At 64.4% G+C, this 26,152-nt stretch carries 19 protein-coding genes and 1 pseudogene; 7 read left to right on the top strand and 13 right to left on the bottom strand.

Going from position 1 to position 26,152, the window contains the following annotated elements:
• Positions 1-62 precede the first annotated feature (62 nt).
• The 8 genes from gcvPB to AL755_RS09590 all read right to left on the bottom strand — a co-directional run bounded on the left by gcvPB (position 63) and on the right by AL755_RS09590 (position 12,194).
• Positions 63-1,625, bottom strand: a complete 1,563-nt coding sequence (gene gcvPB / locus AL755_RS09625; protein ID WP_054010819.1) for an aminomethyl-transferring glycine dehydrogenase subunit GcvPB — start codon at positions 1,623-1,625, stop codon at positions 63-65.
• Position 1,626: 1 nt separating this feature from the next.
• Positions 1,627-2,997, bottom strand: coding sequence for an aminomethyl-transferring glycine dehydrogenase subunit GcvPA (gene gcvPA, locus AL755_RS09620; RefSeq protein ID WP_054010818.1), 1,371 nt, complete (start codon positions 2,995-2,997; stop codon positions 1,627-1,629).
• A 190-nt stretch (positions 2,998-3,187) separates the two neighbouring features.
• The gene (locus tag AL755_RS09615) at positions 3,188-5,263 is read right to left on the bottom strand and encodes a beta-galactosidase (protein WP_202813546.1); all 2,076 of its coding nucleotides are present in this window, start codon (positions 5,261-5,263) and stop codon (positions 3,188-3,190) included.
• A 669-nt stretch (positions 5,264-5,932) separates the two neighbouring features.
• Positions 5,933-7,396, bottom strand: a complete 1,464-nt coding sequence (locus tag AL755_RS09610) for a CYTH and CHAD domain-containing protein (protein WP_082369053.1) — start codon at positions 7,394-7,396, stop codon at positions 5,933-5,935.
• Positions 7,397-7,455: 59 nt separating this feature from the next.
• Positions 7,456-7,728 (bottom strand): hypothetical protein, encoded by a 273-nt coding sequence (locus AL755_RS23485; RefSeq protein WP_054010816.1) that lies wholly within the window; start codon positions 7,726-7,728, stop codon positions 7,456-7,458.
• A 214-nt stretch (positions 7,729-7,942) separates the two neighbouring features.
• Positions 7,943-8,626, bottom strand: coding sequence for an alpha/beta fold hydrolase (locus AL755_RS09600; RefSeq protein WP_054010815.1), 684 nt, complete (start codon positions 8,624-8,626; stop codon positions 7,943-7,945).
• A 91-nt stretch (positions 8,627-8,717) separates the two neighbouring features.
• The gene (locus AL755_RS09595) at positions 8,718-11,477 is read right to left on the bottom strand and encodes a LuxR C-terminal-related transcriptional regulator (RefSeq protein WP_082369052.1); all 2,760 of its coding nucleotides are present in this window, start codon (positions 11,475-11,477) and stop codon (positions 8,718-8,720) included.
• Positions 11,478-11,582: 105 nt separating this feature from the next.
• Positions 11,583-12,194 (bottom strand): NADPH-dependent F420 reductase, encoded by a 612-nt coding sequence (locus tag AL755_RS09590; protein WP_054010813.1) that lies wholly within the window; start codon positions 12,192-12,194, stop codon positions 11,583-11,585.
• 369 nt (positions 12,195-12,563) lie between these two features.
• Between AL755_RS09590 and AL755_RS09585 the strand changes: the two genes are divergently transcribed.
• Complete coding sequence (locus tag AL755_RS09585; protein WP_054010812.1) at positions 12,564-13,394, top strand: alpha/beta fold hydrolase; 831 nt, start codon at positions 12,564-12,566, stop codon at positions 13,392-13,394.
• 60 nt (positions 13,395-13,454) lie between these two features.
• Here AL755_RS09585 and AL755_RS24555 read toward each other — a convergent pair.
• Positions 13,455-13,640 (bottom strand): annotated as a pseudogene (locus AL755_RS24555) (three-helix bundle dimerization domain-containing protein); the annotation flags it as partial.
• A 36-nt stretch (positions 13,641-13,676) separates the two neighbouring features.
• Complete coding sequence (locus AL755_RS09580; protein ID WP_054010811.1) at positions 13,677-14,099, bottom strand: AraC family ligand binding domain-containing protein; 423 nt, start codon at positions 14,097-14,099, stop codon at positions 13,677-13,679.
• A gap of 36 nt (positions 14,100-14,135) precedes the next feature.
• On the opposite strand from AL755_RS09580, the gene AL755_RS09575 reads away from it, so the two are divergent.
• On the top strand, positions 14,136-14,567 hold the full coding sequence (locus AL755_RS09575) for a hypothetical protein (RefSeq protein ID WP_237762646.1): 432 nt from the start codon (positions 14,136-14,138) through the stop codon (positions 14,565-14,567).
• A 307-nt stretch (positions 14,568-14,874) separates the two neighbouring features.
• Here the strand turns inward: AL755_RS09575 and AL755_RS09570 are convergent, their stop codons facing one another.
• A complete protein-coding gene (locus tag AL755_RS09570) occupies positions 14,875-15,888 on the bottom strand; it encodes a saccharopine dehydrogenase NADP-binding domain-containing protein (protein ID WP_272946711.1) in 1,014 nt (337 codons plus the stop codon).
• A gap of 83 nt (positions 15,889-15,971) precedes the next feature.
• Between AL755_RS09570 and AL755_RS09565 the strand changes: the two genes are divergently transcribed.
• The 5 genes from AL755_RS09565 to AL755_RS09545 all read left to right on the top strand — a co-directional run bounded on the left by AL755_RS09565 (position 15,972) and on the right by AL755_RS09545 (position 22,148).
• Positions 15,972-16,553, top strand: a complete 582-nt coding sequence (locus AL755_RS09565) for a TetR/AcrR family transcriptional regulator (RefSeq protein ID WP_054010808.1) — start codon at positions 15,972-15,974, stop codon at positions 16,551-16,553.
• A 14-nt stretch (positions 16,554-16,567) separates the two neighbouring features.
• A complete protein-coding gene (locus AL755_RS09560) occupies positions 16,568-17,446 on the top strand; it encodes an AfsA-related hotdog domain-containing protein (protein WP_054010807.1) in 879 nt (292 codons plus the stop codon).
• A 299-nt stretch (positions 17,447-17,745) separates the two neighbouring features.
• On the top strand, positions 17,746-19,317 hold the full coding sequence (locus AL755_RS09555) for a TULIP family P47-like protein (protein ID WP_160318881.1): 1,572 nt from the start codon (positions 17,746-17,748) through the stop codon (positions 19,315-19,317).
• Positions 19,314-20,849 carry a TULIP family P47-like protein gene (locus tag AL755_RS09550; protein ID WP_082369049.1) on the top strand — a complete coding sequence of 512 codons (1,536 nt, stop codon included), beginning with the start codon at positions 19,314-19,316 and terminating at the stop codon, positions 20,847-20,849. Before AL755_RS09555 ends, AL755_RS09550 begins: the two co-directional genes overlap by 4 nt.
• A gap of 36 nt (positions 20,850-20,885) precedes the next feature.
• Positions 20,886-22,148, top strand: a complete 1,263-nt coding sequence (locus AL755_RS09545) for a TULIP family P47-like protein (protein ID WP_054010804.1) — start codon at positions 20,886-20,888, stop codon at positions 22,146-22,148.
• 293 nt (positions 22,149-22,441) lie between these two features.
• On the opposite strand, the gene AL755_RS09540 is transcribed toward AL755_RS09545, so the two are convergent.
• Together AL755_RS09540 and AL755_RS09530 are read right to left on the bottom strand one after the other, a co-directional pair.
• Positions 22,442-22,849, bottom strand: coding sequence for a VOC family protein (locus AL755_RS09540; protein ID WP_054010803.1), 408 nt, complete (start codon positions 22,847-22,849; stop codon positions 22,442-22,444).
• Positions 22,850-25,034: 2,185 nt separating this feature from the next.
• Positions 25,035-26,021, bottom strand: coding sequence for a nitrilase family protein (locus tag AL755_RS09530; protein WP_054010801.1), 987 nt, complete (start codon positions 26,019-26,021; stop codon positions 25,035-25,037).
• Between the last annotated feature and the right edge of the window lie 131 nt (positions 26,022-26,152).

Genomic DNA, 26,152 nt, shown 5'->3' with positions numbered 1-26,152 from the left:
TTGGTGGGTGGAGTTGGCCGGCGGCGGCACGCGGGCTGCGTGCCGCCAACCGTTTGATGCGTTTAGTTGTTCAGGTGCTTCTTCTGGTAGGCGCGCCAGGTGATGGCCCAACGGGCCGGGTCATCCAGGTCGTCGTGGTGGATGTGGTGCACCGTCTGGTTGTGCGGGGCGGTGCGGACAATCTCCGGATTGGTGCGGGCCTCGTTGGCGACGTGGGCCAGCACGGCCACGTACTCGTCGATCTCCGCTTTGGAATAAGACTCCGTCGGCTCGAGGGTGAAGGGCTGCGGGACGAGGTACGGGTGGTGGCTGGTCCAGTAGTGCATGCCGAAGTCGGACATCCGGATGCCGATCTCCTCGGAGGAGACACCGGTGTCCTCGAAGAGTTCCTGCCACGAGTACCGGACCTGCTCGATGCGGCGCTTGCCCTCCGCATAGGGGGCGGAGGCGCCGGGGATTTCCAGGACCTTGGCGAGCAGGTAGTTGTTGTTCAGCACCGCGATTTCGGCGGCCTGGCGCAATCCGTCCGCGCCAAGTGCCATGATCCAGGCGTAGGCGCGGACCACGTTGGGGGCCACACCATAGAACGGGGCCACGGTTCCCACGGACTGCGGGTGGTCGCGGTTGATGACAAACCTCTCCCCCACCTTGTCGATGGTGGGGCCGGGCAGGAACGGCACCAGCTTCTCCGACACGCAGCTGGCGCCGGCACCGGGTCCGCCGCTGGCATGCGGAGTGCTGAACGTCTTGTGCAGGTTGAAGTGGCACAGGTCGAAGCCGGCGTCGGAGGCCCGGGTGATGCCCAGGATGCCATTGGCGTTGGCCTGGTCGTATGCTGCCAGGGCGCCCACCTCATGGACGATGTCCACGAACTCGCGGATCTTGGCGTTGTAGATGCCGGTGTCTTCGGGGTTGGTGATCATGAGCGCAGCGGTGCGCGGGGAGACGGCCGCCCGAAGCGCCTCGATGTCCGGGTAGCCGTCGGCGTCGGGCATCAAGGTGATGACCTTGTAGCCGGCCGCCTTGGCGCAGGCCGCGTTGGAGGGGTGGGAGAAGATGGTCGTGATGACCTCGTCGCGCACCTCGCCGTCGCCGCTGGCCTCGTGGTAGGCGCGGATCATGGCAATATTGGCCCAGATGGCTGCGGAACCGCCCTGCGTCTGCAGGCTGACCCGGGACATGCCCGAGATCTCCGCGAGCAGTTGCTCGGTGCGCCAGAAGATTTCCAGGACGCCCTGGATGCTGGCCTCGTCCTGCAGCGGGTGGACGTCCATGAGCTTGGGCGTGCGGATGATCGTTTCGTTGACCTTGGGGCTGTATTTCATGGTGCAGGTGCCCTGGCCGATGTCGATGTTGAAGTCGGCGCCCAGGTTTTCCTGGCTCAGGCGCAGGTAGTGGCGCACCACACGCATCTGGGCCAGTTCCGGCAGGGCGGGGGCCTTGGTGCGGCGCAGCGGGGCCAGACGCTCTTCACGCAGGGCCAGGGCCTCGACGGAGGCCGGTTCGGGCTGCTGGACCAGGATGCCGCGTTCACCGGGCGTGGTCAGCTCAAAAATGATGGGCTCGTCCCAGCTGGCCTGGTGGAAACGGCGCAGGGCGGGCTTGGGGGCGACGGGAAGCGCCATGTCAGTTCTCCTTCAAAACGGAAGTCAGGGTGGCGGCAAGGGTGTCGATGTCCGCGGCGGTGAGCTGTTCGGTCACGCAGACCAGCAGGCGGTTGCCGGGCAGGACGACGCCGGGCTCGATCCCGCGGGCGCGCAACGCCGCGACAGCCTCGGTGCTGCTGCGAGAGGCGTTGGAAAAGTCGACGGCGATCTCGCGCAGGTGCAATGCGGAATCGCACAGTTCAAGTCCGTCCACGGAGGCCAGTTGCTGGGCCGCGTAGGCGGTGCGGGCCAGCAGCGTCTCCCCCAGCTCGGCCATGCCGGCCGGACCCATCGAGGACAAGTACACGCCGGCGGCAATCCCCCACAGGGCAGCGGCGGTGCCCACCCATTCCTTCCCCTCTTCGCGCAGGGCAAAGGATGTCCGGTCCCAGGCGACATCGCCGAAGCCGTATTCACCGGGTACGTCGGTGGATTCGAGGCCGAAGAGCCGGGACGGCATTTCCAGCACGAACGTGGGGTCGTCGTGGACGGCGATGAAGCCGCCGCGTCCGCCGCCGAACCACTGGTGGATGCCCAAGGACTGGATGTCACCGCAGACGATGTCCGCTCCCCAGTCGGCCGGCGGGGTCAGGGCGCCGTAGGCGATCGGGTCGGTGCCGACGACGGCGAGTGCCCCGGCGTCGTGGGCCAGCTTGGCTAATTGGGCCCCCTGTTCCTCGAGGGCGCCGTGGTAGCTGGGGGTCTGGATCCAGACGGCGGCTGTCTCTGCCCCGATGGCCAGCGCTGCGGCGTCCAGATCGGCGGTGCCGTTGTTCGTGGTGACGATGTGCAGGTCCATGAAGGAACGTACATAGTCGGAGACCTTGGAGAGTGTGTCCGGGTTTGCGTCGCTGACCAGGACGATCCCGCGGCGGCCCGTGATGCGCCCGGCCATGGCCAGGGCGGTGGCGGTGGCCTGCATGCCGTCGTAGGTGGGGACGTTGACGACGTCCATGTTCAGGAGCTCCGCCATCATGGACTGGTACTCGAACAGTGCCTGGAAGCGGCCGTGGTCCTCGTAGGGCTCCCCCGCGTAGGCCGTCAGGAATTCGCTGCGGCCAATGACCTCGTCGACGACGGACGGCACGTAGTGGTTGTACGTCCCGGCGCCCAGGAAGCTTAGTGTCTCGCGGGTGCTGGTGTTCTTATTCAGCAACGAGCTGACGTGCCGTTCCAACTCGGCCTCGGACAGGAACGGCGCCGGCAGCTTCAGGCTGCCCTGCACCCGCAAGCCGGCCGGAATGTCCGCATAGAATTCCTCGATGTCCGCGGCGCCAACGGCGGCCAGCATCGCGTCCCGCACGGCCGGAACCGAGTTGGGGATGTAGGGGTGGGTTACTGGGTTGTTCATGGATTCACCTCAGGGGTTGTGGCGGACGTACCGCCGCATGGTGCGATAACAGCAACTGAATTCTGTATACAGTACACATTATTAGCCACATGTGACGCAGTCAACAGTTTTCCGGGCAAATTTTCAGCCCACCCCGGCCAGTCGAGCCGGGATGGGCTGAAGGGGGCCCGCGCGGGGCAAAAGAAGGTGCCTAGACAGCCTGTAGCCGCGCACTTTCGGCCACGACACGCACGACGTCGGAGTGATCGTGCGTGACCACCAGGACCCCGCGGGCCGGCAGCCGGCGCAGCCCGCCGGAACCCGGCACGGCGCCTGAGGCGGCGGCATCGCCCACCAGCACGGCCGCACCTGCGGGCACCGCAACGTCCAGGGCGGTCGTTCCGCGGTTGAGCACAAAACTAAAGGAGGCGTCCGCGCCGCGGCGCACCACCACCTCGACGTCGGGCCCGGCACCGTCACGGACAGGCACGCCGGACTCGTCGAGGATCCGCCGCATCAACGTGAGCATGCCGGCGTCGGCCAGCGCGCCGCTCACATACCAGGCGCCGCCGTCGCCATGCTGGCGATTTGTCACAGCCGGGCGCCCATCGAGTTCCCCGCCGGAATAGCCGGCCACGGTACGGGCGTCCACGGCGTCGAGCCATTCGCTCACGGTGTGGACCTCGTACCGCACGCCGTCCATCAAGACCTGGCCACTTTGACCGTCCGGCAGCGGCCACACCTCGTCCACCTCGACTCCCAGCAGTGGGCGCAGTGGTCCCGGTGCGCCGCCGGGGTGGACGTGGTCGTTGCGGTCAACGACCCCGGAGAACGCGCCCACGACGACGGTGCCCCCGGCGGCAGCGAAGGCCTCCAGTTGGGCAGCCAATTCCGGCGTCGCCAGGTACAGATTGGGCACCAGCAGCACCTTGTAACCGGACCAGTCGGCCCCGGCCCGGACCAGATCCACCGTGACGCCCAGTTTAAAGGTGGCCCGGTGCCAGTCGCGGGCCTGGCCAATCCAGCTCAGCCGGTTGGTGGGCAGGGAGTCCGGGGCAGCCAGGGCCCACTTGGCGTCCCAGTCCAGCAGCATGGCAACGTCGGCCACCACCCGGCTGCCCTTCAGCGCGCCGAGTTGTTGCAGTTCGGCGCCGAGCGCGCTGCATTCGACGAAGGTGCGGCTTGCCTCGCCGCGATGGCCGAGGATGGCGGCATGGAATTTCTCCGGGCCAAACTTGGCGGCCCGCCATTGGAAATACATGATGCCGTCGGCGCCGTGGGCCAGCGCCTGGTAACTGTCCAACCGCATGACGCCGGGCGCCTTGGGCACGTTGACGTCGCGCCAGCTGACAGCGCTGGCCGACTGCTCCAACAACAACCAGGGCGCGCCGCCCTTGGCCCCGCGCATCAGGGCGTAGTTCAGGGAGGCGTCGATGTGGGCGCCGGGATCGGCCGGATCCGGGTAGGCGTCGTCCGTGACGATGTCCTCGGCGTCGGCGAACGCAAAGTAGTCCAGATCGTGCAGGATCGACATGAAGTTGGTGGTGACCGGCAGCTCCGGGGTGACTTCACGGAGCGCGGCCACCTCGGCGGTGAACAGTTCCAGCATGGCGTCGGAGGAGAAACGCTCGAAGTCGAGCCGCTGGGTGGAGTTGACGGGCCCGGTGGATTCGCGCGGCGGTTCAATCGCGTCGAAGTCCAGGTAGTGCTGGCCCCAGCAGCTGGTACCCCAGGCCTCGTTCAGGGCCCCGATGGAGCCATACTTGCCGCGCAGCCAGCTGCGGAAGTGGACCGCCGAGGCGTCGCACCAGCAGCGTGAGACGTGGTCGCCATATTCGTTGGAGACGTGCCACAGCCGCACGGCCGGGTGCTTGCCGTAGCGCTCGGCCATGGCGCGGGTGAGGCGCAGCGCGTAATCGCGGAAGATCGGCGAACTGAAGCAGTAGGCCTGGCGGGAACCGAATTCCAGGTGGGTGCCGTCGGCCGTGACGGGCAGGATCTCCGGGTATTTTCGGATGAGCCAGGCCGGCGGCGTCGCGGTGGCCGTGGCGAGGTCAACGGCAATGCCGTTGACGTGCAGCAGCTCAATGACGTCGTCGAGCCAGCCAAAGTCGAACCTGCCCTCTTCCGGTTCCAGTAGCGGCCAGGAAAAGACGGAGACGGTAATGAAGTTGACCCCCGCCTGGCGCATCAGCCGAACGTCCTCCTCCCACACCTCCCGCGGCCACTGCTCCGGGTTGTAGTCTCCGCCAAAAGCGATGCCTTCAAGTTCAAGCGTCCGGGTCATCCCTTATCCGCGCCTCTCATGAGTCCTGATGCAAATTGTTGGTGATAATGATCGCGACATCACACTTCCGGTCTCGAGAAACGTCGCTGTATACAGTACACACTGTAGTTCCACCCGGACGTGACTTTCAACACGTGCTCACGGCCTCACGGCACGAGAACCGTCCCATCAATTTGGTAGGCGCGTGTTGCCCTGTCCACCTCACCACTCCGATAGGCCCCACTGCGGAAGGCGCTATGGGACTATCCAGCCAAACCACAGGCGGCGGCAGATAGTGAAAAGGGGGCGCCTTCGTGGATCAGCATGGACACGTGCGTGTGGCGAAGGTCGTGGATTCGAGGTGTCTTCACCAGAGCGCACCCTGGGAGCCTTTTCGGCGAGTAGCCAGGTTCGCTGCCTGGTGGATCCGCACTGTCGCCGGGTGGGTTTCCAGCTCGAGATCGTCGATCGCCACTGCGGCGGCTATGGCAAAGCAGGTGCCGGACATCGATCTCAGCGACGTCCATGGTCCCGATCAAGGGTGCAATATGGTGCTCCACCATGGACCGGTACGTCCGCATTGTCCCGGACGAGGGGCGAACCCGTCTTGCCCTCCCGCCAACAAACCAGGTCATCATCCGCAGCCAACCCCGTCGCTGTTGATTTTTCCGGTGGTCGCAATCGTCCAGCTCAGTGCGGCAGCCGAAGGCCGGATGATCGCTTTCGGGCTTTTAGGTACTTCTTCTTGGCGGAATGGGCCGCACGTTCCTCGGCTCTTCGCACGCGGCGGTAGGCGGTGAGGGCAATCTCGGGTGTCGCAGGGTTGTTGGTCAGGCCGTCCAGGAATGCCCGGACCACCACGCTGTCCTGGTGGTCTCCGAGGATTTTCTGGAACCGGTGGGCGGCCTTGGACAATTTTCGGGCTCGTTTTCCGTGGATTCCTTGTACGGATTCGGCGGCATGCTGCAGGCGTTTGGCGTCTTTACGGACTTGGTGGAGTGCTGCGTCGCCGGCACCGCCGTTTTTGGCGCGTGCGGCGGCCCGATGTGCGCGATCCAGGCGTTTGGCTTGCTTGTTGACGAGTCCGGCTGTCGCCTTTCGCGCAGGTTGGGAGGCCCGGGATTTGGCGGGTGGAAGGCGGAGGAACTGTTCAAGATTGTCCAGGAGCCTGTAATAGCGCAGCGTTTCAAGGGCCTGAAGCACAGCCTTGTAACCGACGTTGTAGGAGGTTCCCAATTCATCTTCGACAGGTCCAGTAACAGTACCGTTCCGCAATGCCGGCGGCAGACCCTGGAGGCGACAGCGGAGCCGTTCGCGCATGACTTCGGCATCGCGTGGGCGGCCCAGAATTTTGGCGAGCCACTTCAGTTCAGCTTTGAGTCGATTGGTCTCGTTCTTGGCGAAGAGGCTGCCATATGCCGTCAAGACCGACCGCTCCCGCCGCGTTGCCGACCGCATCCGGTGGATGGCGTCCGGGCTCCCCATCCTCACGCCGGGATCCAAGGCCAGAATTTCGCCAAGCTGGCGGTCCAGGTAGGCGGTCACCACGTCGAGGGCCGACCCGTTCCCGGTTGGCGTGCCGGCGCCGGAGACCCGGCCGGACGGGTATGAATCCCCGAGGGCCCGAGCTAGTTCGGAGTCCTGCACCGGGCGGTTGAGACCGGCGGAGGTGAGGGTGCTTGCGGCTTCGCCGAGGAAATCACCATTGCCGTGGACGAGTTCGATCCGCCACTCGCGCCACGCCGTCTCCGGTGTGCCCGGGCGCACTGCCACAGCCTGGACCCGGTCATCAACGAAGTCGGCAAGATGCCCTCCGCCGGGCCCGTAGAGCCGGCGAGTGCACCGTCCCGTGTCAATCCTGGCGACGGGCATCAGCACGGCCCCACGGATGAAGGGCAGCACGCGGTAGAGCAGTTCTTCCGGGACGATGTCCGAGCTGCCCAGCGGTGCCTGGATCCTCCGCGTTCGGTGACCTCCGGCGGGGAGCTCGAGATGCCAGCCGTGGTCCGTTCCTCCGGTGCGCCGGCACAGGGTGATCCCCCGTGCCGCGAGCGTCAGGGTGGCGGTGTCGAAGTACACGGTGGCGATCCGGTTAAGGCCCGGCCCGCCGACCCGTTCCACCCCTGGCATGTCCACCAGGTTGGGGAGGTCCATGGCATCATCGGCTTCCCAACTGCGTATGGTCGCAAGCCCTTCCGAGGATGCCACGGCGCTCAGGCGCCCGCGCCGGACGCGCCTTCCAGTCGTGTCGCGAAGATCGCGGATGCGACGTCTTCGCGCAGGTAGTACCGACGGCGGAGCGGGTGGTCCAGGGGTTCGAGGCGTTCGTGGACAACGTAGTAGCCACGGCCCTCCCCTGGTCCACCGGCGGCGCGGTCCAGGGCATCGACCATGGCCCGCTCCAGGATCTGCTCCGGGCCCCGCTGAAGGAGAGTGGCCAGGTCTTCGGGTCGCAATGCATCGATGAGCGCCGGGATATTGGGCATGGTTGGCATCCTTTGCCGGCACCGCACGAACGTGGATGAGCCCCCCGGTGGGCGTGTCCCGGGAGTGCCGTGACCGGTTGCGTCCACCACGATTGTAATCCCGGCAGGAACTGCACGGCCAGTGCCTTGACAGCACGGCCAGGCAGGACCGTGGAGCTCGACGGCGCCGCATCCCCGCTGCCGACGGAGCGCCGGCAGCGGGGTTTCGCGCGAACTAGTTGAGTGTTGCGGCGGCCGCCCGGATGATGTCGGCCACTACTTTTGGTTGTGAAACGTAGATTGCGTGGCTGCCGGGGGTTTCGCTGACCGTGGCACCGATGCGTTCTGCCATGCTGGCCTGTGCCGCAGGAGGGATCATTCTGTCCTCCGTGACGTGCAGGTACCAGCTGGGCTTGATCCGCCAGGCCGCGGAGGTGATGACGCCGCCGAGCGCGTCCAGTCCCCACGGGACCTGGGCGTTGGCAAAGAAGGCTGCTTCTGCCGGGGTGACGTCGCCGGCGAACGACTCGTAGAACTTGTCGCGGTCCAGGAACAGGTTCCCGTCGACAGGGGGCAGGATCGGCGGCTGGGGGCCGTCGGTGGGGAACGTGCCCAGGAGCGAGTTGACGGATTCGCCTTGGTCCGGGGCGAACGCGGTGACGCATACGAGTGCTTTCACGTTGTCGTGGTTTCCCGCTTCGGTGATGACGGCTCCGCCGTAGGAGTGGCCAACGAGGACGACGGGCCCGCCGGCTTCGTCGAGGACCTGCCGGGTGGTGGCGACGTCGTCGGTGAGGGACTTCGTTGGGTTCTGGACGACGCGGACCTCATAGCCGTCCGCGGTGAGGTCGTCAAAGACTCCGCGCCAGCCGGATCCGTCGACGAATCCGCCGTGGACAAGAACGATGGTTGCTTTCATGGATTGCTCCTAGGGTGTGGACATCAAGAACGTGAACAAGAGCAACGTTATGTTTTCGCGCGCCGGCGGTAATCCGTCGGTTGACGTATATTCAATGACGCAATTCCCCGCCCAGACCGGTGAGTGCGTCACGCATGCCGGCCCGTGATGAGATGCCGAGTTTCGCGAAGGCCCGGGACAGATGGGTCGAAACGGTGCGCGGTGAAAGGAAGAGGGATTCGGCGATCTCTTTGTTGGACAGTCCCGTCGCAGCGAGGTTCGCGACGGCGGTTTCCTGCGGGGTGAGCGCCGTGGTGCGTGTCTCGTGAGCACCGAGGGCGGCGAGTTCTCGATCGGCACGCCGGGCCCAGGCTCCGGCCCCGATCCCGAGAAAAACCTCCCTGGCTTCAGTGAGCATGGCTTTGGCGGCCGTCCGCTCCTTCTCACGCCGCAGCTGCTCACCGAACAACAGCAGGATCCGGGCCCGGTCAAAGGGCCACCGCCCGCTTCCGATCATCGCCAGGGCCGCCTCGTAGTGTTCCCGCCAGCTCGGCCCTTCCTCGAGCAGGCCGTGGGCGGCCAGGACCAGCGCCCGCAGCCGGGGAGAGTAGCCGGCGACGTCGGTGCCTTCGAAAGCGCGCAGGTGCATTTGCGCCTGGACCCGCCGGCCCGTGCGTGCGGCGGCCTCGATGAGGTCAAAGGCTGACCAGATGGCGTGTGGGATGTAGGGCGGAAAGACTCCCGGCGGGCTGATGGTTGCCGCATGCGTAAAGGCCTCGGCAAAACGACCCGCCGGCAAGGCGGTCATGCACCGGATATGGGAGGCATAGGTGGCCAGGGCCACCAACCGGCGGGGTGCGGCCCAGATAAGGATCTCCTCCGCGGCGGCGTGCGCCCGTTCCTCCTCACCGCGGGCGGCGTCAACCATGGCGCGGAGGAACCTCGCCGGTGCGGTGGTCAGGGCATATCCGTGGTCCACCGCCAGGTCCAGGCCTTCCTGGGTAATACCGTCCAACTCGTCCCAGCGGCCGGCAAAGTAATCATCATTGGCGAGCAGGAACAGGGCCTGAATGGCCGGGGTGATGGCCTCGCCCCGGCGTCCGTCCTCGACGACCCGCCAAAGCGCTTCACGCATGTCGCCCAGAGCGTCGACATATGCCCCTGCGGTCGCGAAGCGGACGATATACAACGGGTCTGCCGTGAAGCGCAGGCGGTCAATGGCATCATGGTAGCGGTCGAGTGCCGGCCCGGTCGCCCGGGCGACGTCGACGAAAACGTCGATCTCGAACTGCAATGCGTCGGGCAGGGCGCCGGTATCCGGAACGTGTGCCATCACGGTCCGCCAGAACTCCCCGACTCCGCCGAAGAAACCAATCAAAACCAACGAGTAGAGAGCCTCGATGAGGTCCGCCGCAATGGGATTCTGGCCCGAGTCCAGGCCTTGTGCGGAGTCCCGGGAAACCCGGGCCGCCAGTGCGGCCAGCAGGAGCCGCTGGGCCGTCGAAACGTCACCCTCGCCGTTGAGCAGGTTGTAGGCCACGGCAATGACTGTCGCCAGGTGGGGGGACCGCTCCGGGTTTCGAAACGCCTCTGCCAGCAGCCCCGGGCTGTCACCGATGGTGCCGGCAACGAGCGAACCCAGGTAGGCCGCGCGGGACAACCGCCGATCGTGCTCGCTCGTGGACGGTGTCAGTTCGGCGGCCCTGAGTATGGCGGCCGTGGCCCGGGTGCCGTCGCCGATCTCCAGCAGTCGTTGGGAGACATTCTCCAACAGGGCAGCGATTTCCTCGCTTTGGCCGGTGGTGGCCTGCCCCAGATGCCATGCCTGCCGCTCGGGGTCGTCCGCAAACGCTTCGGCGAGAGCCGCGTGCACCCGCCGTCGTTCTTCAGCCGTTGACAGCTCAAAGACGGCCGAACGGACCAGGGGGTGGCGAAACTCCCACCGGCCGGACCGCGCGTCATAGACCACCAGTCCCGATTGTTCCGCGGGCGGGAATGCGGTGCGGGCAGCACCATTGGGGATGGCCTTTTCAAAGGCGACGGCGTTCTCGCCGCCGCCCAGGACGACGAACAACAACATCTCCCGCGTCTGCTCTGGAAGGGCCGTCAGCCGATTTTCAAAGAGCGCCCTCAGCCGGTTGCCGAGCGGCAAAACGGCAGGCACACGGTGATTGTTGGACGTTTCCAGGGCAGCGGGCAATTCCAACAGGCCCAGTGGGTTTCCCAAAGCGTCCCGCTGAATGCGGCGTCGCACGCTTGCAGACATCGCGGGGAACCGCTCGGCCAGCAGGGCGTCGGCGTCGTCGTCGGACAACGGCGGAAGCACCACGGTGGGAAAACCGCTGCGGACAAAGACGTCGTCCTCGTCGGTTCTGGCGCCCACCAGGATCCGCACGGGGACCTCACGCAGGCGCCGGCCCAGGTAGGTCAACGTCATGGCCGACAACAAGTCCATCCACGGAGAGTCATCCACCATCAGCAACAAGATGTGCTCCGTCGAGGCGTTCAGGCGCAGCAGGGCAAGCGCGGCCGCACCGGCGATGAGTAGGCCCGGCACCGGCCCCACCCGCAAACCGCAGATGACCTCGATGGCTTCCCGGTGTTCATTCGCCAGTTCTGAAAGCGGGGCGAGCAAGGGAATCAGTAGTTGGTTCAGGGTGCTGTAGGGAAGGTCAGCCTCAAACTCCAGGGCCTTCGCACCAAGTACCTGGGCACCGTTGCGGGCTGCCTCTTCCGCGATGAGGTCAAGTAGCGCGGTTTTCCCGATTCCGGCGTCGCCGCCGACCACCAGGAGGGAATCCCGTCCCGGCCCACCGAGGAAGGCGCGAATTTCCTCGGCCTGATCCTGCCGACCCCGCAACTGTGTTTCCATGTTTGCGATTCTGCCTATGACGTTCCGCCGAAATGCCCGAACTAATCGAAACACTAAGAGCCCGGCGCGACGATGACAAGCATGTTCAGCCGGGCACAGCCTGCCTCAGCGAATGACCGAGATGTTGACGTTGGTGGTTTCGAGGCTCTGTGCGATCGCGAATGAAAGGAAAATGAAGTGTTCCGTGGCGCGCGCCTGGCTGATGTCACCGAGGTCGATGTGCCACCCCGGCTCCCACCCCAGATCGGTCAATAGTGTGGCGACCGTCGACTTCGCACCGGCGTCATCACCGGCAAGGAAGACAGTGCTCGGTGACGGAAGAACGGCCGGGTTGGCCATCAAGGGCGCCTGAACCGTATTGAGTGTTTTGACCACTCGGGTCTGCGGAAAGGCTCCCTGCACAGCAGCGCCCAAGCTCCCGTTGGGGTAGTTGAGCTCAAAATTGGGTGACAGGTCGTTCGCGACCTCCATCAGGATCTTGCCCGCCAGCACAGCGGTCCCCAGCGCGCGCAGGGCATCCATGACGGCCGAACCCGGGATGGCGTCCACCACGACGTCGGCGTCGCTGACTGCCGCCCCCACCTCCACTGCGGGCCCAGGCAATCCGGCCTGCCGTTCGGGATTCCGGGAAGCGAAGGCGACATCGTGTCCGGCGGTGGCGAGCCCGCCGCCAATCGCCCTGGCGACCCTACCGGTTCCGAGGACTGCAATTTTCATGGCGTCTCCTTCAGTGCGTGGTTGAGAACAGTCTCCACCGATTGCCACGGTTTCGCATAGACCGTGGCAGTCATCGTGGCCGCCAAAGGGCGGTGATCCGACGGCTCGTTCACAGGGGGCAGGCCTACGCGGTGCGCCGCCGTCGTTGTGCTGGTCTATCGAGCGGTAGGTGCGTGCACGGTGAACAAAATTCCCAAAATTGAGTCACCACATATACGTCAATCGACGGATTGCTGCCCGTGCCCGGCTCGATAGCGTGGTCTTTCACCGATGCCACGGCGGGCCACGAAGGCACCCATCAATCGCTTTCACGACCGCCCGGCCCCGTCACCCACATCAGAGCCATCTAGTTTCAATGAGGAGATCACCATGGGCACAAACTTTTCACGCCGCCAGTTCCTGGGCGCCGGCGCAGCCTTGGCCGGATCGGCGGCACTGCTGGCCACGACCCCGATCGGCGCGGCCGCTGCCGAGCCCAGGCCGAAGGCCAAGCCGACCATCGTGCTGGTCCACGGCGGCTACGCGGACTCGTCGTGTTGGAACGGCGTCATCGCCAGGCTTCAGGACAGAGGGTACACCACGATCGCCGGGTCCAACCCGCTGCGGGGCATTCCCACCGATGCCCCCTACATCGCGAGCCTGCTGGACTCCATCAGCGGGCCGGTCGTGTTGGTAGCGCATTCCATGGGCGGAACCGTCACCACTAATGCCGCGGCCGGAAAGAGCAACGTCAAGGCATTGGTCTACATCGCTGCGTTCGTGCCCGACATCGGCGAAACGCAGGGAGAACTCATCAACAAGTTCCCCGGCAGCCAGGTCCTGCCGGTAAGCGTGCCGGTCCCCTACACGAAGCCCGACGGTACCACCGGAACCGACTTCTACCTGGGCAAGGACGGCCAAGCCGCCTTCGCCGCCGATCTCCCCACATCCACCTTCCGAATCCTGCAGGCGACGCAGCGCCCGTTCGACGCCGACTCGTTCATCTACCCGACGACGGCCGCGGCCTGGCACAGCATTCCCTCCTGGGGCCTGGTCGCCGGCCGAGACAAGGCCATCCCGCCGGCGTGCGAACGCTTCATGTATCAGCGTGCGAATGCGCGCAAGATTGTGGAGGTTCCCACGTCCTCCCACGTCGCGATGATCAGCCACCCCCAGACAGTCGCAGACCTTATTGAGGACGCCGCCAAAGCAACCGCATGACTTCCGCGCCGGCACCCCGGCCTTCCCTTATGGCCCGGGGTAGCCCCGAATTTCCGCCATTCATGCATTCACCCAAGCGCTCGGTTGCGCCAAACGGGATTCGGCGGCACATTCGACGAAGACGGGTACATAGCCGCGGATTTGCCCGGCACCAAGCTTCCCGCACTCCTCATGGACCATGGTTTCAATATCAGAGCAAGGCATCAGAGGGAAACGCGGGGACAGCCGGGTAAAGACCACGCCGAGGGCCTTTGCCTCATGCTCTTTCGACCTATGGGTCCGCTATTGGGGAAACATCATGCCCAGTTCCGAGCGGAAAAGACGGGAGAGGGTTCGTTCACTGGCCCAGGCCTCCGTCCCGAGTGCGCCGAGCGTGCGGTCGTCGGCGGGATCCGCCTGCGGGGTGGTGATGGTGGGGTTCGCCGGGCACTGGAGTAGCAGCTCGCGCAACAACGGGGACACGATCAGGACGGTGGGCTCATCGAGACTGAGTGGATTCTCCGAGGCCGGCAGTCCTAGCATGTGGACGGCGAGGTGCCCATGGGCGCGCCAGTGGTGGGCGGTTCCGGCGGGGATCCAGAGCGCCCGCGTCGCCGGGGAGAACCAGGCCCCGGCGTCGGTGATCGCTCCCAGGACCCCTGAACCGGCGGACAGGATCTGATGGCCATCGTGCCGGTGTAGATCTGTGGTGCCCAGCAAGGGCACGGGCCGGGCTTCGGTGGGCGCAACGGAGCGATGTTCGTGGACATCTACCAGGGCTCGGTCGCCGCCCTGGCAGGGATGACCGGCTCCTACCTGGTGACGCTGGTCCGGGTTGCCCTCTCGGGCATCGGCGTAGCCGCACACCATCCTGCGGGCGCGGGCGCGGCACTACGCAGCATGCCCCACGCCGCTCCGACAAATCACGCCACCCAAGCAGCGCTTCGGGATGTTGATTGGCGCTCCTTCGGCGAGCTCATCGGCGCGATCGTCCGCCGGACCATCGTGTTCGTGGGCCTGTCGGCCTTCATCCCGATCTACACGGCGCAACGAGTCGGTGGCACCACTCTGCAAACAGCACTGATTCCCCTCATCGTCCTCCCCGGCATCGGCTGGCTCTTCCTCCGTACCCTCCGCGAACCGGGCCAATCCGCTGCGAAACTCGCCATTCCGGTCCCAGGCGGTCGGCGGTGAAAACACCCTCTTGTGCCCAGCCGTCGATGCGGCAGGAGACAGAGGGCACCATGACAAACCAACAGGCCTGGCGGCCAATGAGTTTGGACAGCTCGTTGGACATAGTCCGTGGCGTTCTCTTTGACACCGACCACACACTCGTTGACCTCAGGTCCACAGTGACCGCCGCGTTGAAGGAAGCCGGCAAACATCACCTGCCGGCATCATTTCGGGACGGTTCACAGTGACGCACTATTTGGCGAGCATATTGACTTGGGGCAAGGCGAGGTGCAAGGGGCACCATGTGCCCAGATTGCGCCGCTACGTGTCAGAGGTCCACGATGCGGGCGCCGGCCAAGTGGGATATCTTCCCGTTGCCGAAAAGCTGGCCCGCAGTGGACGCGCCCGGCTGTGCCCGAAAAATAAGGGCCTGCGCCGCCCACAGGGCCGTGTCCGCGGCAATCCCGCTCCCCCTGCCGCCATGGAGGCAGCTCGTGGCCGTGTCGCCGGACAAGTTCGTGGCCCGCAGCCAGAGCCGGGTGCCGGCGTCGGGAGTGAAGCCCGACTCCGGCCGGCGAGGGGTGGTTTTTCCGGGCAGGACGCGGGCCGCGCGTCCCAAGATTCGAGCGGGCGGAACGGCGATCTTCGCCAATCCGACGCTCATGGTGGTGCTGGCGTAGGCCGTCACGTTGGGGACGCCGGTGGCGCGGGCAATCGCAAAGGTGTCGCCCAAGGCCACCGGCACCGTGGCACGGGTGCCTTCGGGCAGCTCGCAGCTGGCGACCCGCAGGCCCCGCGCGGACCATTTGCCATGCCGCACGCCGGCCCCTGGTTGGGCCAACAATTCGCGGACGGTGGCCTTGACGCCGGGCGTCCCCCTTCCGCCACCGGATGTCCGGACCAGGGTCACGGCATCCGCGTGCCGGATCCGGCGCAAGACGTGGTCCGCAAGTGCCTCGGCCGCCACCGTGCCGAAACCGGCGCCGGGAACAAGGCTGACTCCCGCGGCCCGCGCGTCGTCGTCCAGCGACCACGCGTCCAGGAAGGTGGCGGCCTCATTGGACAAGTCCACATAGTGGCAGCCGTTGCGGATGCATGCCCGCATGATTCCGGCGGCCGTGTTGGAGAACGGCCCGGCCGCGTTCACCACGACGTCCACCTTGGCCAGCATGGCATCCAGCCCCGCCGGGTTCCCCGGATCGGCGCTGCGCCACGGCACGTTCAGGGCGGCAGCCTCCGCCGCGAGTCTGGCAGGCGAACGTCCGGCGAGCACGACGTCGAGCCCGGCCCGGACCGCGAGTGTCGCGATCCGCAGGCCCATGGATCCACAACCATAGATCAACAAAATTGTGGCGACCTTTCCGCGTTGCCTTGCCTTGACCGGCCAAATCCGGCGTTACACTGCGTATCATTATGGTGCCATCAATGGGACGTCCGCGTAACACCGAGCTGGATGCCGCCCTGCTTGACGCTGCCGAGGAACTGCTCCTTGAGCGCGGCTTCAGCGCGATCACCGTCGAGGCGGTGGCGACCCGCGCCGGCACCACCCGCCCGGCGTTCTACCGCCGCTTTGACGGAATTCCGCAGCTCGTCCTGTCCCTGCTGCTGCACAGGTTTGCCATTGACCTTGACCGGGTCATCGACTGCGGTAACCTTCCGGCGGACCTGGAAGCAATCCAGCGGGACCAGGTGGAGCTGTTCGCCAACCCGCTGGTCAGCCGGAGCCTTGCCGGTTTCCTCGACGCCGTGCAAACGGACGCGGATCTGCGTGCCGTGTTCGTGCAGGAATTCCTGGCACCACGGCGATACGGGGCCGGCATGATCATTCATCGGGCCGTGGCACGGGGCGAAATACCCGACAACCCCAACGTCGAATGGGCGTGCGATCTGTTGACGGGTCCGCTGCTGATGCGTGCCCTCATGCCCGGCCTGTCCGGGTTGGATGACGCGCTGATTGGCCAGTCGGTGTCCAGCACATTGCACGCGTTAGGTTATCGGTCACCCTAAGGAGGCAAGGATCCATGCGGCAGTCCATTGAAGGTTCCCTCGTCCACAAGTCGTCGCCCAACCAAGTGCTGCTGCTCTCCGCCGATGCGTCCCAGGACGGAACGCTCAGGCTCATCGTGGGGTTGTCGCCACAACACCCCTCCGCCGGTAGCCTGCCCTCGGCGTCAACGCTGGTGGGTGTTGAACTAATGCGCCAGTGTGCCATTGCCTTCGCCCATCTCTCCGGCGGCGTCCCGCGCGGCTGGGCCTTCATCATGAATCAGCTCAGCTTCGCCTGGCTGGAGGGTGCCATGCCCACCGCATCGGAACAGTTCGCCGGCCATGTTGACGTGCGGCTGCGGGCCGTGAAAATGCGCCGGGACCAAGTCAGCGACCTGCAGCTGGAAGCGGATTTCATGGCCGGCGGGGTGATCCTCGGAAGCGGTTGCGGGGATCTGTCCTGCCTGCCGCCGCGGGCCTACCAGGCCATCCGGCGCAATGCCCCCACCGAGGCGATCGCCAGCACCGGGCCGCTCGGCGCCGTGCTGGCCGACATTCGCCGGTCCGACGGCGAACTCGAGGCGCAGCTGGTGTGGAATCGGGGCGACACCTTTATTTTCGACCACCCCAGCGACCACGTCTCCGGGATGTTGCTGGCCAGCGCGCTCCTGCAATCCCATCATCTCCTGGCGGGGTCACAAGCCGGGGACTTCAGCATGCAGTGCCATAACTTCGGTGAATTCAACGCTCCCGTCACGGTTTCCGCCGTGGCGCACGGTGCCGGCCGGACGGTTGTGACGATGACACAATCCGGACGCATCATTGCCAGCGGCCAGTGTGGCAAGCCTGTCGGCGCACCCGACGCCGGGCCCGCCGTCGAGCGCTTCCATCGAGTGCTCACGCCCGCCGGCTAACGGCCCCGCAAATCTCGCAGACGTCTCCTATTGCCATATCCGACAGTGGGTTTTACAGTTACATTACGTCACAGCACGTAATAGAAAATACGGGGTTTTTGACCGTCTCCGCGAAGCGTTTTTCGCACGATTTTGTCCGGGCCGGTCCATGCGGAACCCGAGGCAGTCTTGGAGCGCCCAACCCGGGTCAGCCGCCCGGCGCCGGTCCGCGTCCCCTTTCCAGAAATCGCCCTTCTCGCACTGACATTGCGCCGGCCGCGACAGCGCCCCCGACGCCCGAGGCATTAGGAGAGATCACTTTGACAACCACGACAGACGCGGTGACCGCTGCGTCCGAATCAACGTTCCACGCCTTCGTCGCCCCGGCGCCGCGCGACGTTCGCCCGCAGGTCTTTCGGCGACGCGAGGAAATCCCCAAGGCATTGCTCGCCGCGGAAGCCACGACCTACGGCTGGGACACCGTCAACTGCATCAAGGCCGGCATCGTCAATGACGTCCTGGCAAAATCCGGACAGTATCCGAGCAACCTGGCCATGGTCCTGAACCCCGACGAAAACTGGCGCATCGACACGAACTACGGCCCCTGGCAGATCGCCCCCGGCGGCTCCGGGGCCATCCTCATGATGCGCCTTCCGCTCACCAGCGCCACCTTGACCGCGGGGACTGAAAACCTCACTTTCACCGGCGGATCGGTGAAGATCTCCATCAAGCTCCGGTATCTCCCGCAGACCCCGCCGGAAGCACGGAACGCAAACCAGGCACCCGTCGATATCGAGAAGCTGCTCGCGGACGCACAGGGGCGGTCCGCGGACGACCCCGCCGTCGTGGTCCAACAAGTCGACTACGGAACCGCCAAACCCACGGAGCAGCTGAAAGCGCTGTTCACGGCCTCGGTGGCACTGCTGCTCAATGAAAACCTCGCCAAGTTCAGCCATGTCTTTGCCGTGGTCAACCTCAACCAGAGGGCCGACGTCAAGGAATTCTTCTGGCTCAAGCCGACGTTCACCAGCTACGCCTACTTCCAGGGCGTGGACGACGCGAGCAGCTATTTTGCCGTGCTCAACCAAACGGAGAACCGCAGCCCCGAAGGGCTCACCAACCAGGTCGCGGCCTCCGCCATCCCCGCCGGCATGAACGCGTCGGTGCTGATTTCCAACACCATGTTCATGCGTCAGTTCGTGATGCCCGGCATGCCCCGCGCCTTCCCGAACGCCGATGAGGAGACCTTCAAGTTCATCACCAAGGGCCAGGGCATCGAATCGACCAAACCCGTGCGCCTGGACGGGGTGAAGGTCGGTGCCGTGACATACACGCCAAACATGACAAGCTTCCGGCTCCAGATTGTGGGCGACGAGATCCAAATCCAGACCAAGGTCACCATCCCGATCAGCCCGGGGATTGTCGCCTTCGTCGATGCGACGTACTTCTACGTGCTGGGCCTGGTGAAGAAGGACGACGGCACCATGACGCTGGGGTTCGTGCAATCCTCGAACCCCCTGGTCACCACCTGGTACACGGTGGCGGAGTGGGTCACCATCACACAGTTGATCGTCTCGATCATCGGCGCCGTGATCGGCGTCGTTGCGGGCACGCTGATCGAAAAGGTTGCGGTCAAGATCATCGTGGTCGTCCTGATCACCATTGTCGCCGGAATCGCCGCGGCCACGCCCGCCATCATCGCCGACGTGATCAGCAACGGCGCCGCCTCGGCACTGCCACCCATCGGTCCCCTGGTCGACGAGGCCACCGGTCCCATCAACTGGCCAAAGTCCTCCGGCTTCGAGCTGAAAACAGCGGAGCTCAACGGCGCCCTCCAGCTGGGCGGCATGCTTGTCCCCTCCACCGACCTTGACGGGAGCACCAACTCATGAGCGTAGAAACAGAAGTCATGCGGCCGCAGGCATTCCACAGCTTCACCCTGCCGCGGCCGGCAGAAATCCGCCCGGACATCTTCGTCCACCGCAGCGAGGCTCCCAAGGAACTGCTGGCCGGCGAAGCGGACACCCAGGGGTGGGATACGGCCAGCGCCGTCCGCCTCAGCCAGGTCAACGAGGCCCTCGAACGGACGGGCGTGTCGCCGCCGCGCTTCAATGCCGCCGTTACCTCCAACTGGTCGATCGACGGAACCTTCGGGCCCTGGCGGATGACGCGCGGAGGGTCGGGTTCGATCGTCTTCCTGAAGACCCCGATCCCCGCGGCGACAATGTCGTTTGCCGGCACGACGACCACGATCACGGGCGCGTCGGCAACCATCCAGGTCAAGCTCAAGTATTTGCCGCAGCCCGAGGGCGAAGTCCCGTCGAACCCGTCGGCCGGGGACAAGAACAACCTTTCCGGTGACGCACAGTCCCGCTCCGAGGACGACCCGGCCGTGGTCGTGCAGCGGATCGACTATGGCAGCAGCAAGATCGACGCCATGGAGAAGGCGCTCTTCCAGTCGGCGATCGCCGCGTGGTACAACCAAAACCTGGGCCAGTTCACCTACGTCTTCGCCGTCGTCGCACTGAACCGGGTCTCGGATTCTCCGCAGTTCCAATGGCTGGCGCCCACCTACACGTCCTATGCCTACTACGACGGTTCCAGCACCGATCCCAGCGAGGACGCGGCCTACTTCGGCGCACTGACCATGAACGGCCGCGATCCGGTCGGCCTGGCTAACCAGCTGCCGGCGTCGGCCATCCCGGCGGGGCAGGGGGCCGCCATGCTGATCGGCATGCGGTTGTACATGGAAAACATGGTCCTGCCCGGGGTGCAGGCCGCGTTCCCGGGATCCAGTGTCACGGACTTCAAGATCGGCAACGCCAACACCTCCGTGCAGTTGGCGCGGAACCTCGACATGGAAAAGATCAAGGTTGGGCTGGTGTGGTACCAACCCACGGCGGAAGACTTCACACTGCAGGTGATCGGCGACGAAATCCAGACGAGATCCAAGATCCACGTTCCCATCAGCCCCGGAATCGACGCCTACGTCCTGACCGAGTCGTACTACCGGATCCAGCTGGTGACCAAGGACGACGGCACGCAGACCATCGGCTGGGTTGAATCGCGGCCCGCCAAAAGGGACCACTACTACACCAAGGAAACCTGGGTGGTCATCACCGAGGTCATCGTCGGAATCATCGGCGCCGTCGCAACCTTCGCGGCCGGGAAGATCCTTACCGGGGTGCTGCGCGTCGTCGTCATGATCATCATCATCGTGATCGCCGGCCTCGCGGCGGCCACGCCGGAGCTGATCGCCCGGGCCATCTCCGACGGTGCGGCCAAGGCGCTGCCATCCATGAAGACGATGCTCACGGAGCTCCTGACGCCGATCGAGTGGCCAACCACCACGGGCTTCACACTCATGCGGGCGGAACTGAACGGCAGCCTGCAGCTCAGCGGCAACTTCACCACCAGTACCTGAAACCCCGAAACGCCCGACGAGGAGAGCAGCGACACCATGAAGACTTTTGGATGGGACACGGTTTTCGCCATCAAGACCGACCAGGTCAACACCATGTTGGCGGCCAACAGTGAAAAGACCGTCCTGGACTTCACGGTGCCGCTGCCGGGCGGAGGGGACCGGACCGCGTCGGGGCGCTTCTTGGCCTGGCAAATCACAGATGGGGGATCCAGCGAGATCATCCACCTCAAGCTCACGATTGCCGGGGGGACGTTGTCCGACGGCGCCACGTCGTACCCCCTGCAGGGGCTGACCCTGGTGATCGCAACGCACCTGAAATGGATCGAAAGGACAACCCAGGAGGAGGATCTCCAGTTCGACTACAACCGGCTCGGCGAACCGGACAATCCCCCGGAGCGCGGAGAGCTGGCGGTCATCGCCCTCCGCGATCCGGACCGGGTCCTGCCGCCGGATTTGAACGCACTGTTGGCGTATGCCCTGGGCGGGTTCCTGGTCCAGAACGCCGGCAGCGTTCGGTTCGTCTTCGCGGCCGTGAACCTCATCCCGCCGGCAACGAACTCCTGGCTGACCCCCAGGCAAAACGCCTACGGCTACTTTCAGGCCGAGGGCAGCCTGCAGGGGTTCCTGGTCATCTACAGCGTCACGAACGACAGGGACATTTCCCAACTTCAACGAACCGTTGATCCCACCGTCCTTCCGACGACGACCAACGCGAGTTTCACCATTTCCGACGAGCTGTATCTGACCAACATCATTGCCCCAAGCCTTGGCAACGCCTTCAGCACCGGCACCGACGCTTTCCGCTTCGACGCCGGCCAGGGCGTCCTGCGGAACACCCGCCGGCTGCACACGCGAACCGTGCGATCCGGGCTGATCAACTACTACCCGTTCATCGACTCACTTGAAGTGCGCAGCGGCGAGGGTGCCCTGCAAGGGCGGTACGCGGGCGGCGTCGACCTCAAGGCCGGAATCAGCATGACGTACACCATCGGCGCCAACAATGCGGCGCGTTTCACCGACGGAATCCTGCAGTTCGCACCGGACCCGAGGCCCAGCGAATCGCATACGGCCCATATTCCCTGGTACTGGTTTATCGGCGGCTTGATCGTCATCGCCATCATCGAGATCGTGGTGCCGATCATCAGCAACGACATCGCCCGGCAAATCAGCAACGACAACCGCGAGCGGCTGGCCCTCGGAAAATACCCGCCGTCATCGATCCTCTGGGGCGGTTCGAGTGCCCTCACGGTCGCCGACATCAGGGTCAATGGCGCCATGCAGTTGTCAGGGAACATTTAGGCGGCCCCGCGGTATGAGGCGTCCATGGAACTGTACTGTCCTGGTGGCGGAGGTCTGGCGGAGCGGTCATCTGATTAGGGTCCAATTCATAGACCCAGGCACTCCCGTTCGAACCGCTGGACGACCTCGAGCACAGCCAATCGGATACCAGCCCTGTGACTGTCATTTGACCCGTGATTCTCCACGAACAGGCTATTTTCTCCACAACTCAGACCGGCTTACGTCGGTAGCTTGATGAAAACGGCGGAACCTCAGAGCGCGGGCGATTCCGGACAGCAACGGTCAACGACCGCCTAGGGCAGCCAGTCTGCTGTTACCTGCCAGACATGACCGTCAAGATCAGCAAAGGCTCCTACATAACCCCAAGGCTTTTGCCCAGGCTCGGAGACAATTTCACCACCGGCCTGCACAGCCTTCTTAACCAGCTCGTCGACTCCGGATTCACTGCCGGCAGTGATGCTGATGACGCATTCGCTGTGGCCGCTTTGCGCAACCGCCCGATTCCCCACAACCCACCCAAAGCCTTCCGTGGGAATGAGCATGAGACGGAGCCCGTCATTGAGCTGGAACTGCAAAGGTTCCGACAAGCCGTCCTCGGCAATTTCGCCAACGGGCAGCAGGCCTAGTCCGGCGGCGTAGAAGTCGAACGATTTACGGCGATCAGCGATGGGCAAGCCGACGATTACTGGCGAGATTTTCATGCCTTCATTATGCGCCTGGAGACAGCCTGGCCTGCGTTGTTCGGTCGCGCCGCAATTCAGGCGAGGCGACTGCCGTCGTCCTTTGACATACTTCAGCGCCCGGAGCCGCCGCCTACTTCCAGCGGGCAGCACGACGCTCGCGGCGCGTTGATCTAGCCGGGCAAGCGCGTGAGACTTCCAGGCATTGCTCGAGAGTCTCCTGAACCAGGGGCAGGCCCGGTCTCTTGTCTTCTGATACGGGTGGGAGTAGACATAGCCCATCACGTTCGCTTCGGTGTGGGAGACAACCATGTCTACGAAAACTGGGTTTCGGCGGCTTTTTGTTGACGGCTGCCCTCCCACCCCTTCGACGCGAGTATCGGGCGATCCTGTCACGATAGGCAACGTGCAACTCGCGGCGTCTTGTTGGATGGATGGATCCGTTTGGTCCTGGAGAACGGTATCGATTGCCGGCAAATCGTGGATCGGGGTTTCAGTGGTGGCGTCCGGGAACGTCCCGACACCATCTACGGCGCACGTCCGAGCGGACGCCATGACCGGCGGGAAATTCTCGAGTCCTAGCGGCACCACCGCCGCTCAACTTCAGTCCGCTGGAGCTCTTGGTGGCCGCGTACTTAGCAGTGCCACCGCGGCTCCCGCACCGTCAGCTGCCGGGACAATCATGGTGTCTGGAACGACCTCCACTGACGCCAACGTCTCCGCCCAAGCCGCAAGTGGCGGTCAGCCCGTCATCACAGGAACGACATCGCTGGACGGGCAGTTTATCGGTGGAAAGATCGCGACAGCCAGTACTGTCACGGCGGCCAATCGTCCCGTCGAAACGCCGGGGGTCCGCGTTGGCTAGCATCCGCGGTGTCTTGAGTAGGCACAAATGGATGTGGCTTCTGATCATCATGCCAGTGCCCGTTGTCTACGCATGGGGTCTCTTCGTGGTCGCATCGATCAATGTCTGTGGCTTCAGCAGCTGCAGATCAGACCGACCCGGAATGCACTTGGGAGGTCCATTGCTTGCACTCACTGGGGCAGCATTGGTCATTGGCATCCCGCTGGCAATGGTTCCGTGGATTCCGCGCGTCAAGCTCCGAATAGGACTTTCCGCCCTGATCGCAGTCCTGCTGGTAGGGGGCGCCTTTGCGCTTGGCCTTTCGACGAAATTCTGAGCTGGACCCGAACTCGGATATTCAAGGTATGCGAAAACAACCGCGCCAGCTGATAGTTTCCTCGCTGTGCGGGCTTGGCGCCGTGCACGAACCATCCCTGATTTGATGCCGCCTTCTTGCTTGTTAGGAGAACGCCGCCAGGCTCCCGGTCCTGGGCTACGGTTCTTCTCAGGTGTCTCGTCGTCCGCGTACGCGCCGTGCGTATCGATGCCTGGCGTCGACGACGTCTTGGAGGGGCCTCGGGCATGAGGTGAAGAGCAGCCCACTCCCCTGTCACCCCGTCTTACGGGGGCCAGTTGTTCCACCAGGGACGGTGCAGGGAGACCTTTCGTTTGCCGGTACCGGCGTCGGCTAGATCCATGTCGTCGATGGCCACGGCGGCGGCTTAACCAAACTGGATACCGGTCATGACCAGAAACCGCACGAACACCTGGTACTGCTCCCCCGCCGGGAGGCGCATGCCACGGCCCGGACGGCGAACTCCATCGCCGAAAAGACCAGCCGCGGGGCATCTAGGGTGTCGATCCATGGCCAAAGGCTCTTCGACGGCAAGCCACGGTTCGCCAACAGGCATGGATCCGGAGCCGTGGTCAAAGTTAGTCATGTCGGATCGGCTCCACGAACCATGAATGGGTGCCAGGAATACCATCCACCAGCGACCATGCAGAGGGCAGCCACAAACCGACCACTAAGGCAGCGTCACCGAACCACGCCCCTGCACAACCAGACCCCCTGGGGAAAAGCCGGGTCTCGACAAGCTCGACAAACGGGTCGGATAAGAAGAATGACCCCCTGTTTCCAGGAGGTCATTCCTCGAACAAATGCGCCCAAGGTGGGGTTCGAACCAGACTTTGGCCAGCGCGAACACTTGAATGTAGCGAACCACCGCAGAAGTGCGGCTCAGGAGGGACTAGTCCGAAGCGAATAATGTTCCCCGCAGGAACACTCCGTAAAGCCCCGAAGAATTGGTCGGAAATGCCAACGCTTCGAGGCACCTAGTCCCACCACTCAAGTGCGAACGGCTCCTAACGAATTCCAACCGGGTCTTGGGAGAATCGTGCAGCCCGGGCATCCAACTCGTAGCCCTGGCGTTGGGTCAGGAGGGTGTAAAGCTCGGGCTTGCGCCCGCGAATCCAACGCTGGCCCGTTGAAAGCGGTATGAGGCCAAGGTCGAGATCGGCTGTCACGATCGCCTCGTCGGCTACCCAGGTTTCGGCGACAATCGCTCCGTAAGGATCGATGATCATTGCGTTGCCTGTGCGGATTTCGTCATCATCGCGGCCCACACCGTTACTGAAAAGAACGAAGATTCCGTTGTCGTGCGCACGCGCGGGTAACCAGCGCATAAGCCAGCCGCGGCCGTGCGGCCCTCGGAAGGCCGCTTGGATCGCGACCGGGTCTGCTGCGCGATTTTCCCATAGCTCGACCGGGATGGGCTTCATCCCATGAGGGCTTGGGGAGTTCGTTCCGCCCGTCTGGTGAGGGGCCACGAGCACCGTGGCGCCGAGGAGCGCCGTTGCGCGTACGTTCTCGACCAGGTTGTTGTCCCAGCAGATGAGGATGCCGATTTTGACTCCCCACGGGGTGTTGAAGACCGTGAACTGGGAGCCACTCAGTATGTCATCGTGCTCGAACGCATGGATCTTGCGATGTGTGTGCTGGGAACCGTCCGGAAGGCATATCGTGTAGGAGTTATAAAGCAGGCCGTCGTCACCGGCTTCCAGGTATCCGACGCCTATGCCAACACCCAAATCGAGGGCGAGTTCCTTAACTGCACGGAGGTATGCGCCAGTCGCGGGTTCGGCCAGATGCTGCAAGCGTTCGGTTGTCTGGTTACGAAGATGCCAGTATCCGATCAGGCACATCTCGGGGAATGCGACCAACTGCGAACCGTCGCTTGCCGCCTTAGTTGCGAGTCGCCGAACGGTCTCGAGGTTGAGGTCTGGGCGGTCAGGGACTGCTTCGAACTGGACGACTGAGACGCGAAGAGTGGGCAGTGAATCGTGGGGCATCGGTTCTCCTTATGTAGTGACACCTCTCATGCTTGTCACAGTCCAACATTCTGTCTAATGAAACTTGGATGCCTTTTGATTCCATTTGGGAATACGCGTTGCGTCGAAATTGGCGATTCAGGGCATCATGG

Origin of the sequence: Arthrobacter sp. ERGS1:01 (genome assembly GCF_001281315.1) — a bacterium.
GTDB lineage: Bacteria > Actinomycetota > Actinomycetes > Actinomycetales > Micrococcaceae > Specibacter.
This window is presented reverse-complemented; position numbering and strand designations above follow the sequence as displayed.

Bases quoted from the DNA above. Each gene is read 5' to 3' on its own strand.
- AL755_RS09540 (WP_054010803.1), bottom strand. From the start codon at position 22,849: ATGAAAATCTCGCCAGTAATCGTCGGCTTGCCCATCGCTGATCGCCGT.
- AL755_RS09600 (WP_054010815.1), bottom strand. From the start codon at position 8,626: ATGAAAGCAACCATCGTTCTTGTCCACGGCGGATTCGTCGACGGATCC.
- AL755_RS09545 (WP_054010804.1), top strand. From the start codon at position 20,886: ATGAAGACTTTTGGATGGGACACGGTTTTCGCCATCAAGACCGACCAG.
- AL755_RS09590 (WP_054010813.1), bottom strand. From the start codon at position 12,194: ATGAAAATTGCAGTCCTCGGAACCGGTAGGGTCGCCAGGGCGATTGGC.
- gcvPB (WP_054010819.1), bottom strand. From the start codon at position 1,625: ATGGCGCTTCCCGTCGCCCCCAAGCCCGCCCTGCGCCGTTTCCACCAG.
- AL755_RS09530 (WP_054010801.1), bottom strand. From the start codon at position 26,021: ATGCCCCACGATTCACTGCCCACTCTTCGCGTCTCAGTCGTCCAGTTC.
- AL755_RS09560 (WP_054010807.1), top strand. From the start codon at position 16,568: ATGCGGCAGTCCATTGAAGGTTCCCTCGTCCACAAGTCGTCGCCCAAC.
- AL755_RS09595 (WP_082369052.1), bottom strand. From the start codon at position 11,477: ATGGAAACACAGTTGCGGGGTCGGCAGGATCAGGCCGAGGAAATTCGC.
- gcvPA (WP_054010818.1), bottom strand. From the start codon at position 2,997: ATGAACAACCCAGTAACCCACCCCTACATCCCCAACTCGGTTCCGGCC.
- AL755_RS09610 (WP_082369053.1), bottom strand. From the start codon at position 7,396: ATGGACCTCCCCAACCTGGTGGACATGCCAGGGGTGGAACGGGTCGGC.
- AL755_RS09550 (WP_082369049.1), top strand. From the start codon at position 19,314: ATGAGCGTAGAAACAGAAGTCATGCGGCCGCAGGCATTCCACAGCTTC.
- AL755_RS09565 (WP_054010808.1), top strand. From the start codon at position 15,972: ATGGGACGTCCGCGTAACACCGAGCTGGATGCCGCCCTGCTTGACGCT.
- AL755_RS09615 (WP_202813546.1), bottom strand. From the start codon at position 5,263: ATGACCCGGACGCTTGAACTTGAAGGCATCGCTTTTGGCGGAGACTAC.
- AL755_RS09585 (WP_054010812.1), top strand. From the start codon at position 12,564: ATGGGCACAAACTTTTCACGCCGCCAGTTCCTGGGCGCCGGCGCAGCC.
- AL755_RS23485 (WP_054010816.1), bottom strand. From the start codon at position 7,728: ATGCCCAATATCCCGGCGCTCATCGATGCATTGCGACCCGAAGACCTG.